Below are 13372 nucleotides of genomic sequence, written 5' to 3'. Positions count from 1 at the left end.
ATTCTACCTTATGAAAACCGTCATCCTGTTTCTGCTGCTGGGTATCAGCACAGGGTCCGTAGGACTGGCCAACGGGCCTTCCCGCTACCGCACCACAATTGTCCAGAACAATCAAATTCTCGCCATCAAAATCGATGGGTACCGGGATGGTCGCAAACTTTTTTACGACCGGACCTTCGACGTCTCGGACAAGAATTACGTCGAAAAAAAGTGGCTCAAATACCGCGTCTTCCGCTCGCTGGATATGCCCTTACCGGCCGATGACATCCGGGATCTGGTGCTGGCGGCATTCGGGTTGACCACCGTGGTCATTACGGCCCTGATTTTTGGGTACCGGGCGTTAAGAAGCCGCTAGCGTGTTTATTGTTTCACCAGCGAAAGGATAAATAATACCAGACCGCCGATGAACAGGATGGCGGAAAACAAAATGGCAAAAATCATCAGAAAGCCCCGCGAACCGGTTTTGGGCATAATGACCAGTTTGTCTTTTTCTTTAAAGAGGCCGGTTTTCGGATTCGTCAGCCGGAACTGCCCGCCTTGTTCGAGGGTAAATTCGGCAATGGGCACGATCCGGTTTCCCGACATATCTTTCCGCTGCGACAACAGATTGACAAACCGCTGAACGGCAACGGGTTTGCCGCTCGATGCCTCCACCAGCTCAAATGCAATATCCGTCCTGATAATGCCGGTCAGCGCAGGCCGTTTCACCGAAATTTCGTAGGAACCGGGGTCTTTCAATGAAAAATCCAGGAACTGCCCCTGTGCGGGCCCTTCGATGCGCGGCCCGGCCGAATAAATCGAGATGATCCGGCTGATGCTCTTGATGAGCAGCACCGAACCAACGATCGTGAGCACGGCGAATAAAAAAGTAGCCCAGAGTGGAAACATGGTTAGACAGAGTTGGTTGTCGGTTAAAACTTCAGGCTTTTACCCTGCTCCGGAAAAATCAGGTTGACGTTCAGGCTGTTGGCTTCCCGAAGCTGCCGTTTGATCTGCTCTTCGTTGGTTCCCGTTGGTTTGATGTGGGTGATGACCACCGGGAGCCCGCTCAAGGCATCCGCGCCGGTTAGTTTGCTCAGGGCCTTCAATTCGTGCATCAGCCAGTTGGGCGTCAGGTGGCCGTAGAGCTGGTTGTCCGGCTGTTCGTTGGGATAAGAGACTTCGATAAAAACCGCCTTGAGGGATTTGGACTGAATCAGCGGCTGCACGGCCTTCCAGAGCCGGGCCAGATTCGTCGATTTTTCGATCAGATCCGGCCCGGTATCTCCCAGATAAAGGGCATACGCATCGTTGCTTTTAACGAGAAAAGCCGCGCTCTGGTACGAATTTCCGTGGCTTAACGGAAACGTTTGCACGCTCAGGCCAGTTGTTTCGATGGGCGTTTCCGTGGCCGGCTCCAAAACCGTATACCGGTATTTACTCAGGGCGGGCTGATCCCCTTCGTTGGCCAGATTGGGCCAGCTTTTCCAGTTGAAATAGTTTTTTTTTAGCACGTCGATACAGGGCGCCATCGCGTAGATCGGTTTTCGGGCGTCTTCCGTCGAATTGATGATCAGGCCCGCCAGGTGATCCAGGTGGGCATGGCTGATCACGTACGCTTTGATGTAGTCTTTCAAAACAACGTCTGAACTTACACTAAACACCTGATTCTGAACGGCCTTCTCAATCCCGGCATGCAACGTTCCGGCATCCAGACAGAGGTAGGTATTCGTTCCGGCCGGGGCCAGTAGATAGGCCGAAAGATTGCTTTCGTCGATGCCGCCTTTGACGCCCAGCGGAATAACTGTAAACGCGGCTTGGGCCGGTTTTTGCGCCCGGACGGTAGAGTAACTACTCAGAAGAAAGAGAAAAACTAGGAATCGAACCGACATAAAATGAGGACATTACGTGATTAAAACTACACTTTTTCTGCCACCCGTTCAACCTTGCTCACAGTAAATGCCTTTCCCCGCGTTCTTTTGCATGAAATCAGGTATCGAATCACTTGAACGGATGGACAGCACCGAAAATCAGCAAATTCTTTTTTCTACTAAACCGGCCGAGGTACCCGTGGGTGTTGTGGGCCTGGGGTTGATGGGTTGCAGCATTGCGACCTGCCTGCTGATGGCGGGCCATGCCGTGGTGGCCGTTGCGCCGATTCCGACCGATCTGAACACCGCCGAACCCCGGATTCGGGAACACTTCCGCAAGTCGTTTGCGGAAGGAGTTTGCCAGGAACAACCCGATTATTACCTGAAAAATCTGATCGTAACGGAAGAATACGGTTTTCTGGAAAAGGCGCGGCTGGTGATTGAGTGTACGCTGGAAGACCTTGCCATTAAGAAACAGGTGTACCGGAATATCGAAACCAGCGTAGCCAGCGACGCGGTGGTGACCAGCAACACGTCGGCCATTCCGATCAGTATTTTGCAACAGGAAACCGCCCACCCCGCCCGGTTTCTGGGCCTGCACTGGGCCGAACCGTCGCACACCACCCGGTTTCTGGAAATCATTTGCGGGGATGCCAGCGACCTCCGGCAGGCCGAGTGGCTTTACGAGCTTGCGCACCACTGGGGAAAGGAGCCCACGCTGGTCCGGAAAGACATTCGGGGCTTTATCACCAACCGGTTGATGTACGCCCTCTACCGGGAAGCGTTTTACCTGGTGGAAAACGGTTACGCATCCATTGAAGATGTTGATCGGGCCTGCCGCAACAATGCCGGATACTGGATGACGCTGGTGGGCATTTTTCGGTGGATGGACCTGACCGGCGTTCCGGCCTACCACGCGGTGATGAAAGAATTACTACCGACGCTCAACACCAGGTCGGAAGTTCCAAAGCTGATCGAGGAAGTTGTGAAACGCGGAGGAAAAGGCGTTCAGAATGCGAATGGCTTTTACGACTATTCGCCCGAAGAGGCCCGCCTATGGCGCGAAACCTTCGAAGAATTTAGTTATGAAATCCGGCGGCTGGCCCTCAAATACCCGGCTGATGTGGTCAAAAAAAAACTGGCCGACCAGTCGAAAACCGGCCAAGAACCGCCCTTACCGGATGCCGAACACAACCCCTAAATTGGCTATTTTTTTATGCAGCTTAGTGGTAATATCCTGGAAAGGGGTTGTCCAGAATTCGATCCAGTTGATTGAATTGGCACTCGTATTTCCCAGGACACTTTTAACCGTGTTGTTCCGACGTTTAAAATAAATCAGAGAATCGTCATAGGCCCGAACGATGGACAAGGTGTCATTTTTGGCAACTTGATGGGTCGTAATCAGGGCAACGAGATACGCACGGGCATCATTTTCGGTATCCGTATAGGTCAAGTTGGTGTTGTTGCCATCGTAATGGACAACGATGAAATCTTTCATAAAGTTGGTACGGCGTCTAAAGGCTTGTGCAATATTAAGTAAAATTGAGTATTTGTACGCATTAAAATTCCATGAAAAACCGACAAATTTTAAAATTTGTGATTTAAAGGTTTTCCGCCTTTTTACTGAAAGCGATTTCTGCCCCATTTTGTTCTTTATTTATCGCCCTATTTTCGTTAAAACCGCTCAAAAACAGGCACATTTATTGATATATATGCTAACTACCGTTTGGCTTCATGTTTGTATAAACAGGGACGACAAAACCGCATTTCGGGTGAGAAATTAACCTGCTAACAGCCGTAAATAGACAGATGATTAATATTAAGTAATTGCACACCTTTTTAGAAACACTTGTCTGGTAACCGAGTATTTTTTGCAAGGAAGGCTCCCACTGGTTCCGATCGTGGTGGAAAAATGGTATGTCAATACTCCCGCGTTTTCGCGTTCCACTCTACCGCTTAAAAGGGTAAAACGCGCAAAAACCGCTGAATCACTTTCAAACTGAATTGTTGGCAAAGGAAAATATGAAGATTATTATTGTCTGATAATTACAATGGTAATCGCAGTTGAACTAAGTACTTGTGTCCGTTTTAAGAAATCAGTTGCTTCGAATAGCGAAATACATTCCCTAAACCACGGCGTTTTTTTTGTCTGTTAAATAAACGTATTCCGTACGATTTTCCGATCTATGTCCTTTTCTCTACTCAACGTGTATGCTTAGTATTCAATCCGGGGCTTATCCCCTCTCTTCATCGACAAAACAATTGCCGAAAGCGGCTCAAACAGTTTACGCTTTAGCCGGAAAACGTTTTCTGGATTTGCTTGCTACCTTCCTGATCACGGTTCTGGTGCTGGTCTGGCTGGTCCCTTTAATTGCCCTGGCCATTGCCCTTACGTCGCCGGGTCCGGTTTTTCTCGCGCAAGTCCGCACAGGCCGGAACGGCCGCCCTTTTCGCTGCCTGAAATTTCGGACCAGCTCGTACGAAAAACGGTTAGGCTTTGGCCAGATCACCCGGTTTGAGACTCAGGTGACGGCGGTAGGACGCTTTCTGCGGGCTACTCAACTGGATAAATTGCCCCATTTTTTCAATATTCTGGCCGGTGAAATGAGCATCGTGGGGCCCCGCCCCCAAACGCTCCAGTACGACGCACAGTACTGGACCGTACCTGGCTACCGGGATCGTCACGCACTGCGGCCGGGCCTGACGGGGCTGGCTCAAACCCGCCCCGGCTGTCAGCAGCTCCCTGATGAACTGCAAATGCAAAACGGCGTCCGCTACGATCGCTGGTACCTGCGCCAAACCTCGCTGCGGCTCGATGTCATGATCTGCTGGTGGGCCATTACGAACAAACGGGTGGTATCCAAGAAGGGGTGAGCCGTTGAACTTCCTTAATTAACAGACATTAATTGTAACTAATATATACTAATAGTAACACAATGGCATAGAGTTTGTACACGAAAGAGAAAGCGATGCACTCAACGTTATCATCTATGAATACAACACGTACTACCATCAAAGTCAGAGATCGAAGGGGACGAGCCATCACCATTTCGGCTAAGCAAATCCTCTTTTTTGAAGGCTGGAGTAACTATAGTCGTATTTTCCTTAGCAAGCAGAACGGTTTTGTTTCCAGTTATACCTTAAAAGAACAGCAGGAATATCACCCATCATTCTGGCGCATTTCGCGGTCGCACCTGGTCAATCCGGAGCATATTGTGCAGATGGATTTACACGATATGCACAACAGTTGGGTTGAATTATCAGACGAAACGCGCCTACCCGTCAGCCGTCGCCGGGTAAAGTCGGTCGTCACTCTGGCAAAATATTACAATACCGTATTTTCCTGATCCTGGTGACGGATCAGGTACTAGCTAGTATTCATACAAATTTTACGATTTACTCAACGCTTACATGAAAAATCTGCACGATCTGGTGGACCTTTCCAAATACCCATTCGGGAATTGGGAAGTGACCACCAGACTCGAGGCAGCATTTCTTCAGATCCTGAATCGCTTCGGCGTATAATCCTATCCGTTAGCGGAGTTGGTGCGCTACTGACAGCTCAAGACCTGTCCCCTTCTGTTCCTTTGGGCAGGTCCCCTACTTTATCAGTTCGCCTGTCTTCGCCAGCCGGTGAGTTATCCGCTGCGTATCGTCCGGACCAATTCCGGGCCGCAACAGCTCAACCAGCCTGACAAGCGGGCGTGCAATCACACTCATTGTCTGTTTAATCCTCAACGTGCCACCCTAAAATGCTGAATCGGTACCACTGGCTCTTTTATCGGCTGCGTTCGCTATCGACGGCGGAAGCTGGTTTCCGGCTTCGGCAGTACTTTCGGGCGAAGGCGGATAAAAAACGGATCGGCTGGAAACCCGAAGTACAGCTTTCTGTGTGGCCCAACAGCCTGTTTCCCCCGCATTCTGACCAGTTTCCGACTATAGCGTTTCCGCACCATCACCAAATTTTTGAGCACATTCTTGATGACAGGGCCCCGGTGGACTGGCATCTCGATATCAGCACGAACAAGCGTTTTCCGCCTGTTTATGCCGGGGAAATTAACCCTCACGATGCCGCGTTCGGAAATGTCCGTTATGTCTGGGAAGTCAACCGGTTTCTCTTCCTGCCTGCTCTGGCCCTGCGCTACCGACTCTCGGCCCAGCCGCAGGAATTGGACTGCCTGACCAGCCTGATTTCGTCCTGGGTGACGGCCAATCCGTACCTGCTCGGAATAAACTGGCAGAACCTCCTTGAAGTCAATGTCCGGCTCATAAACTGGTTTCTGTGCTGGAATAGTATTGATGCCTCGCTGCTGGCCAAAACCAACCCGGTTTTCCAGCAATTTGCCGAATCGATCTGGCTACCGGTCATTTACCAGCATTGTTTCTACATCCGAACGGCGCTTTCCAATCCGGTCGTGGCCAGCCACCAGCTCATCGTCGGGTATGCCGGCCTGTTTATCGCCAGTTCATACTGGAAGTTTGCGGAAGCGGCCGACTGGAACGCCTTTGCCAAAACCGGGCTCGAGCAGGAAATGCAGCGGCAACACAGCCCCAATGGTCTGAATCGGGATGAGTCGGCTGACGATGTGCAGTTTAAGTCGGATCTATTTCTGATTGCCTACCTCACCGGCTTACGAACCAATAATCCGTTTTCGGCTCTCTACACCGATCAACTGGAAAACACCTTTTCCAGCATCGTTCATTTGCTCGACCTGCGGGGCAATTTTCCAAAGTACGGCGACGAAAACAGCGGCCGTCTGTGGATTCTCGACGATCAGCCCTCTTTCAACAATTTTCGCTCGTTACTGGCCTCGGCGGCCGTGTTGTTTGGCAACCCGATTTACAAACACTATTCGGACGGATTTGACCTTAAAAACCGCCTGCTCTTCGGCGACGAAGGACTCCGGAAGTTCACCGCCATTCCGGACAGCCAGGCGGTTTTGGAAAGCCAGTTTTATCCCACCGACGGACATTATAGTTTCCGCAAGCAGGAAAACGCTCAGAACGAAATCTACGTTCATTTCAAGGCGGTTTCGATGGTTTCTCAACCCGTGGCTTCCCACAGCCATGCCGATGCCCTTTCGTTTGTGCTGCACGTCGACGGGCAGCCTTTCTTTGTTGATTCGGGCGCTTACACCGCCGAAACTCATTCCAGCTGGCGCCGGTATTTCACCAGCACCCGCGCCCACAATACGGTCTGTATCGATCAGCAGAATCAGGCCGTTCAGGACGATCAGTCGCGGTGGTTGAGTCCCTGTACTGTTCAGGTCGAGAAAGCGGAAATCAACGACCATACCGACGAAGTAATTGCCTCCCATGATGGGTATGCGCGGCTTGGCTGTACGCATCAGCGCCGGATGGAATTCGACAAGCTCAACAACCGGCTGCGGATCGACGACCGGATTGAAAACCGGCGGGGCGGCAGTCACACTGTCGAGGTGCTTTTTCATTTGCATCCGGCGGTCCGGTTTCGGTCCAAAGGACGGAACCATTTTGTGCTGTCCCACCCGCAAACCAAGCGGCTGGTGGTGCTGGTGATTGATCCGGCGCTGCAAATCGAAGTGGTGAACGGGCAGATGAATCCGGTGCCGCTGGGCTGGTATTCGCCGGAGCTGCACCAGAAGCAGGCGACGTGCGTATTCAGGGCTTATTTGACGCTTGGCGGGAAAAACCGGGTTGATTTACATCACCAGATTACGGTGCAATCCTGAAGAAAAAAGAGTAACGAGTATAAGTAGTAACATGGATAGAGTAGTTAGAAAAAAACCAGTCAGTCGACTGGTTTTTTCTTTTAAATAACCTGATATTCTACTGAATGAGCGTCAATTGCCATAGAGCGGCCGAAAACCTTTCGGCGCCAGCTGGCGGGCAATGTCTGGTGAAACAACCAGGAACGAATTCTTATCTCTGGCAATAATCTGTGCGTTAAAACCTTCCATAAAAAATTTGTTAGCACAGCTAATGGCCTGTGGCAAACTGGTAAAACTAAAGGAAGGCGATTTAGCGCCGGAAAAACTGGATCCCATGAGCCTCGATATATCCTTGGTTACATTCATTACTTAGCACGTTGTTACGGTGGGTACTGCAAAGATACATGCACAATTATTAAATTGAGTAATAATACCTAGCAATGTGATTAATCGGTACGGTCAATTTAGCCTCTGAATGACCAATACAATGCAATTTGGAAACAAATAACCAAAACGCAAAATAAATTTCCCATTTTATCAGACAAACGACATTCGACTGATACCCTTTTTATCCATCGGTTACGGGGCAGCAGTTCGCTGAAGGGCCAAATAAAAAGCCTGCCCTCAAAGAGAGCAGGCTTATCCAGTTAATCCAGGTTATTTAATCAATTCCTTTTTAAACCATGCCGGGCTTTCAGGCGGTTTTTATTGCTTCACAATTTTCAAGGTAACCGACCGTGATTCGCTGGCTACCCGCAGAATCAGCAGCCCCGCGGGTTCGCTGCTGAGGCTAAACTGCTGCTGCTCGTTCGCACCGGCGTTTTCGACCTGCCGCTTGCCAACCACCCGACCGTGCAGGTTGGTGATTAAAAAGTGGACCGGACGTCCTTCGGCTCCCTGAACCGTCACCTCCAGTTTTTCACCCACCGGATTGCCCAGAACCGTGACATTCAGGCGTTCTTCGGCCGATTCGGCCGACAGCCGCGCCGACGAGGGACAAACCAACGTTTTGGGACCCTGTTTCAGGACGTAAGAGCTGTTGTACACCTTGGCACTGATTACATGCGGTTTGTTATCTTTCAGATGCTCCGGGGTCGTAAAACTATAGGCATGAACGCCATTGCCTTTCCCGGCGCTACTCAGATCGGACCGGTGAATGTTAGCCTCAGCCGTTCCGATGGCTTTTCCGTCGGAATAAAATTCCACCGTCAGCGGAGTGTTCGGCTTGTTACGGTCCCACACCCAGCCGCGAATGGTTCCGCATTCGACCTTGTCCAGGAAGCCTTCAAAATTTCCTTTTACTTCGGCCACCAGCGCCTGGACTTTCAGTTGGAAACCGGTCGTGACGGTTGCGCCACCATTATCCGTTGCTTTCACCGTCACGGAAGCCGTTCCCTCCGAAGTGGGCGTACCCGAGATCAGGCTCTTTGAAGCATTGAAGCTCAATCCGGCCGGCAAGCCGCTTACTTCCACTTTCGCAATCGTTCCGTCCGGATCAGTGAACACATTCGCACCAATGGTGTAGGTAAACGCCTGACCGACCGTGCCGGTTTGCTCCGGAATCGTTTGCGATACCACCGGTGACACATTAGCCGCCGAATAGACCGTAAACCGAAAACTGGTGGTCACCGAAGCTCCCTGATTATCGGTAGCTGTTACCGTTATCGTCCCGGACGAAGCAGTCGTCGGTTTGCCGCTGATGACCCGCGTTTCCGGATAATAGGTCATACCCGAGGGTAAACCGGTCACGTCAACTTTTACAATTTCTCCGTCGGGGTCGCTGAAAATCGCGGGTCCAACGGTAGACGTATAGAACTGACCGACGGTTCCGGTCTGGTCGCCAATCAGCTGCTCCACCACCGGCGGCAGGTTCAAAGGCGGATGGACGGTTAAGCGGAAACTGGTCGTTACCGAAGCCCCCCGGTTGTCAATGGCTTTCACCGTAACGGTCGAAGTAGAGGGTTCCGTAACGGTTGCCACCAGGCCCCGACCGGCGACCGATGGAACGGGCACCCCGCTAATCACCCGAATCACCGCCGTGTACGTCAAACCATTGGGGAGCACACTGGTCACTTCCACATGATCGATGCTTCCGTCAGGGTCGGAAAAGATGTCTCCGCCGATGGCATACGTGAAGACCTGACCAATGGTGGCCATCTGATCCGGAATGGCCCGCATAACTACCGGCGCCAGGTTTTCTGCAACCGGTTTGGAGTTCACCGTAAACCGGAAACTGGTGGTCACCGAAGCCCCCTGATTATCGGTGGCTTTGGCCGTCACCGTTGCGGTGACCGGGCTGCTGGGCGTGCCGCTAAGAACCCGGTTTGTTGCAGTATAGGTCAGCCCGGCGGGTAAACCGCTCAGCTCAATTTTGGCAATACTTCCATCGGAATCGGTAAAGGTGCCCGCGTCAATCGTGTACGTAAACGTCTGATCAACGGTAGTCGTCTGATCCGGAATCGACTTAGCCACCACCGGCGCCTGGTTGGCGGGCGGTTCGGGAGCCGCCAGGAACGTCAGCTGGAAACTAACCGTTGCCGTAGCGCCGTCGTCGTCAGTACCCGTCACCGTGATGGTTGCGGTTTCCGGTTTGGTCAGTGTTCCCGCAATCGTCCGGGTATTCGGAGTGTAATTCAAACCGCCCGGCAAACCCGACACGCTGATGCTGACGATGTTGCCATCCGGGTCCGAAAACGTCTCCAGCGGAATCTGGAAGCTGAAGGTTGCGCCCACAAGGGCCGTCTGGTTCGCAGGCGCAGCCGCCACTACCGGCGCCTGGTTATCCGGTGCCGCAGCCGGTTCGACCGTAATTTTGAAGGTGGTGACCGCCGTGGCTCCCACCGCGTCTGTTGCTTTTACGGAAACCGTCGTACTGCCGGGTCCGGTTGGGGTTCCGCTAATCAACCGGCTCGTTGGATTGTAAGCCAGGCCAGCGGGCAGGCCGTTCACCTGAATTCCCGTGAGGTTATAGTCCGGGTCGGTAAACGTATCGGCGTTAATCGTATACCCAAACGCCTGACCAACGGTCGCGGTCTGATCGGGGATGGTCTGGCTCACCACGGGCGGGCGGTTGGCCGGAGCCGCACCCACCACTACGGTTACAATTGCCGGTGTGTAGCCTCCCTGCCCATCGGACACGATCAGACTGGCCGTGAAGGTGCCCACCTGGTTCGGCGTACCGCTAAAGGTGCGCGTGGCCTGGTTGTAGGTCAGACCGGCAATTCCGCCACTGACCGCGTACACCAGCGTCTGGCCGTCTTCGTGCGAAAACTCGGGAATGGTGTAGCTAAACGGAATGTTCAGGTACGCATTCTGAACCGGAATCGGTGGAGCCACCGGCGGAACATTCGTCGGGTCGACCTGATCCGTGCTGGATGGGCACGTCAGGGTAATGGGTGAGCCTTTCAGGTAATAATCCGAATTCTCAATCCGCATGCTGATGACGTGCGGTTTGCCGTCTTTGAGGCTGGCCGGAATAACAAACTGATACCCGTGCACCCCATTGCCTTTTTTGGCGGCCACCAGATCGGGCCGGTTTACATTGGCCACAAACGTTCCGACCAGATTCAAACCGTCGAACACTTCGATCGGCATGGGCGTGTTGGGCAGATTTCGGTCCCAGACCCAGCCCCAGATGTCGCCGTCGCAATTGTATTTATCGAGGTACCCTTCAAAGTTACCGGTTCTTTTCTGCGGAGGATCGGCGGCCCGGATCGTGAGCTGAAAAGTCGTGGCGGCCAGGGCTTCGGATGGATCAGCCGCCGAATAAGTCAGGGAGTACACGCCCGCCGTGGTGGGAACGCCACTGAACACGCCGGTTTCTGTCGAATAGGCCAAACCGGGGACATCGGCCCGCAACGCGTGCAGCAACGGCAGGCTTTCAGGATCCGAAAACCGGGGCAAGGTGTAGGAATATCCCTTGCCAACCTGGGCGGTTTGTGCCGCAATATAAGGTGCAACCGGCGGCAGATTGGTGGCAACGGGATCCGAGACGGTCAAGTGGAAACTGCCGGTCACCGTGGCTCCCAGGTTATCGCGGGCGGTGAGGGTCACCATGGCGGCTTCCACGCGCGTGGGAGTACCGCTGAATTCCCCCGTGGTGGCCGACCATTGAATCCCCTGTGGCAGGTTGCTGGCTTCGACGCTGACAATCGTTCCGTCGGCATCGGAAAAAACCTGTCCAATCGAATAGCTGAACGGCTGCCCAACCAAGGCCGTCTGATCGGTCAGGGAACGGCTCAAAACCGGCAGACTGTTGATCACCGGCGGCTCGTTGCGGAGCAGGTCTTCGTCAATTTCGATCCGCACCGGTTTTTTGCCGTTCTGCGAATACCGCTGGTTCCACCGCTCCTGCGCAATGGAATGAGATTTGAGAATGTCGGACAATTTGTAGCCAATGGCGTTGCCGGCGGTCTGAACCTGCGTAACCGGCTTGTGCAGCAAACTATCCTTCACCACCAGGCCGATCAGGTCGGTCAGCTTTTGGCGGGCATTTTTAGGACTGAAATTGGCCAGCGTCAGCATTTTCGCGCCGTGCTCAAAGCATTGCGTAATCTGCTCATAGTATTTTTCAACCGAAACGGACGTGTAGAACATCCCGTCAACGGCATTGATCATGAACGCGCCCGGTTTGAGGTTCGTCCGCACTACGTCCATCGAAAACCGGTGGTTGTAATCCGGGCCATCGTTAAACTTCAGGCCATTGGCCGATTGGCCCAGATCTTTAAACGCCAGCGAAGCCCGCAACCCCGACAGCCGATCCCAGACGCAGCCGTGCTGGTTGACCACCACAATGGACGGATCAACACTTTTGACCGTTGCGTTGATTTTGTCGATGAATTTTTTCAACTGACGATGCCGGAAAACATACCAGTCGTTCCCGCGAACACCCAGTTGCGACGCATACGGATTATTCTTGTCGTTGGCCGGTGGCATTACTTTGCTCCACTGGCTGAAGTCGGTTCCCCAGCGCTGGTTGAGCTGCCCCAGGCTGAAACGGGCCTGCAAATACTGGCGAAATGCGTTGAGTTCGTAAATACTGTAGTCGTACGGAACCACGTATTTTTCGCCCGATGGGGGATCATAAACCGGGGTATATTCCGACTCAAGGGCGGGCGAAGAGACGACGGAGAAAAACAGCAGACTATCTTTTTCCTGGAGGTACTGATACCGGTCCAGCACCTCTTTCACAAAACCGGCGGCCCGGTCGATGGTGGGTTGGTGCGAAAAGGAAAACTGGATGATGCCCTGTTTGGTGCTCCGCGAACTGTCGGCGGCCTGCATGGTTTCGTGGACTCCCCAGAATCCGCCGAGTTTGTCGGCTTCCCGGCCCACATGCACCCGCAGGGCAATTTTCAGCTTCTTGGCCAGGGCCGTCTTGATGTGCGAATCGACCACGCTCCAGCCGGGGCTGCTGTTGATGTTGGGATAAACCCGGTCCCAGTTAACGGTAATTTCAACGGCGTTGCAACCCGCATCGGCGGAGTGCCGAATCCGTTCATCATCGACTTCAGCAACCGTTTCAAAGTTAAAGATCGTCACGCCGATGTAACGCTGGTTGTCGATCTTTACGCCCCCCATTCGGGCTCGATTGGCCGAATTCGTTGCGGTGTTAGTGGGCGTTTGGGCAATTCCGGACTGGAAGGTGGAAACAAGAAGCAATGCCATACCAATGACATGCCCCAGCATGCGGACAGGTAGTTTTGAAATCATAATAACGTTGAGTATTAAAAATGTTCCTACTGAGAGCATGTGATCAAATGCCCTATTTCATTCTCTTGCACTTCGCGCAACCTGGCATTTTGCCCTTAACTACAAGACTAGTTTTGATTT

The 13372-nt window shown here is 52.7% G+C and carries 10 protein-coding genes; 5 read left to right on the top strand and 5 right to left on the bottom strand.

Going from position 1 to position 13372, the window contains the following annotated elements; genetic code table 11:
* Positions 1–10 precede the first annotated feature (10 nt).
* Positions 11–355: a hypothetical protein gene (locus ACYVHX_RS27360; RefSeq protein WP_460674895.1), complete on the top strand. Its 345-nt coding sequence runs from the start codon at positions 11–13 to the stop codon at positions 353–355.
* Positions 356–360: 5 nt separating this feature from the next.
* Here ACYVHX_RS27360 and ACYVHX_RS27355 read toward each other — a convergent pair whose 3' ends face one another.
* Positions 361–888: a hypothetical protein gene (locus ACYVHX_RS27355; RefSeq protein ID WP_460674894.1), complete on the bottom strand. Its 528-nt coding sequence runs from the start codon at positions 886–888 to the stop codon at positions 361–363.
* A gap of 23 nt (positions 889–911) precedes the next feature.
* Positions 912–1871 (bottom strand): MBL fold metallo-hydrolase, encoded by a 960-nt coding sequence (locus ACYVHX_RS27350; RefSeq protein ID WP_460674893.1) that lies wholly within the window; start codon positions 1869–1871, stop codon positions 912–914.
* A 121-nt stretch (positions 1872–1992) separates the two neighbouring features.
* On the opposite strand from ACYVHX_RS27350, the gene ACYVHX_RS27345 reads away from it, so the two are divergent.
* Complete coding sequence (locus ACYVHX_RS27345) at positions 1993–3051, top strand: 3-hydroxyacyl-CoA dehydrogenase family protein (protein WP_460674892.1); 1059 nt, start codon at positions 1993–1995, stop codon at positions 3049–3051.
* On the opposite strand, the gene ACYVHX_RS27340 is transcribed toward ACYVHX_RS27345, so the two are convergent.
* Positions 3025–3348, bottom strand: a complete 324-nt coding sequence (locus ACYVHX_RS27340; protein WP_460674891.1) for a hypothetical protein — start codon at positions 3346–3348, stop codon at positions 3025–3027. The genes ACYVHX_RS27345 and ACYVHX_RS27340 overlap by 27 nt on opposite strands.
* Before the next feature lie 713 nt (positions 3349–4061).
* Here ACYVHX_RS27340 and ACYVHX_RS27335 point away from each other — a divergent pair.
* The 3 genes from ACYVHX_RS27335 (at position 4062) to ACYVHX_RS27325 (ending at position 7561) form a co-directional block, all read left to right on the top strand.
* Positions 4062–4724: a sugar transferase gene (locus ACYVHX_RS27335; RefSeq protein WP_460674890.1), complete on the top strand. Its 663-nt coding sequence runs from the start codon at positions 4062–4064 to the stop codon at positions 4722–4724.
* A gap of 116 nt (positions 4725–4840) precedes the next feature.
* On the top strand, positions 4841–5197 hold the full coding sequence (locus ACYVHX_RS27330; RefSeq protein WP_460674889.1) for a LytR/AlgR family response regulator transcription factor: 357 nt from the start codon (positions 4841–4843) through the stop codon (positions 5195–5197).
* A 405-nt stretch (positions 5198–5602) separates the two neighbouring features.
* Positions 5603–7561, top strand: a complete 1959-nt coding sequence (locus ACYVHX_RS27325; protein WP_460674888.1) for a heparinase II/III family protein — start codon at positions 5603–5605, stop codon at positions 7559–7561.
* Positions 7562–7672: 111 nt separating this feature from the next.
* Here ACYVHX_RS27325 and ACYVHX_RS27320 read toward each other — a convergent pair whose 3' ends face one another.
* Together ACYVHX_RS27320 and ACYVHX_RS27315 are read right to left on the bottom strand one after the other, a co-directional pair.
* Positions 7673–7906, bottom strand: coding sequence for a hypothetical protein (locus ACYVHX_RS27320; RefSeq protein WP_460674887.1), 234 nt, complete (start codon positions 7904–7906; stop codon positions 7673–7675).
* Between the two features lie 339 nt (positions 7907–8245).
* Entirely contained in the window at positions 8246–13207 is a 4962-nt protein-coding gene (locus ACYVHX_RS27315; RefSeq protein ID WP_460674886.1) for a putative Ig domain-containing protein, read from the bottom strand.
* Positions 13208–13372 lie beyond the last annotated feature (165 nt).

Source organism: Larkinella ripae (genome assembly GCF_054780775.1).
Note: the sequence above shows the minus strand (reverse complement) of the source record. Positions and strands in the feature narration are given on the sequence as shown.

Coding starts and splice junctions, on each gene's coding strand:
- ACYVHX_RS27335 (WP_460674890.1), top strand. CDS start 4,062: ATGCTTAGTATTCAATCCGGGGCTTATCCCCTCTCTTCATCGACAAAA.
- ACYVHX_RS27345 (WP_460674892.1), top strand. CDS start 1,993: ATGGACAGCACCGAAAATCAGCAAATTCTTTTTTCTACTAAACCGGCC.
- ACYVHX_RS27330 (WP_460674889.1), top strand. CDS start 4,841: ATGAATACAACACGTACTACCATCAAAGTCAGAGATCGAAGGGGACGA.
- ACYVHX_RS27315 (WP_460674886.1), bottom strand. CDS start 13,207: ATGGCATTGCTTCTTGTTTCCACCTTCCAGTCCGGAATTGCCCAAACG.
- ACYVHX_RS27340 (WP_460674891.1), bottom strand. CDS start 3,348: ATGAAAGATTTCATCGTTGTCCATTACGATGGCAACAACACCAACTTG.
- ACYVHX_RS27355 (WP_460674894.1), bottom strand. CDS start 888: ATGTTTCCACTCTGGGCTACTTTTTTATTCGCCGTGCTCACGATCGTT.
- ACYVHX_RS27325 (WP_460674888.1), top strand. CDS start 5,603: ATGCTGAATCGGTACCACTGGCTCTTTTATCGGCTGCGTTCGCTATCG.
- ACYVHX_RS27320 (WP_460674887.1), bottom strand. CDS start 7,906: ATGAATGTAACCAAGGATATATCGAGGCTCATGGGATCCAGTTTTTCC.
- ACYVHX_RS27350 (WP_460674893.1), bottom strand. CDS start 1,871: ATGTCGGTTCGATTCCTAGTTTTTCTCTTTCTTCTGAGTAGTTACTCT.
- ACYVHX_RS27360 (WP_460674895.1), top strand. CDS start 11: ATGAAAACCGTCATCCTGTTTCTGCTGCTGGGTATCAGCACAGGGTCC.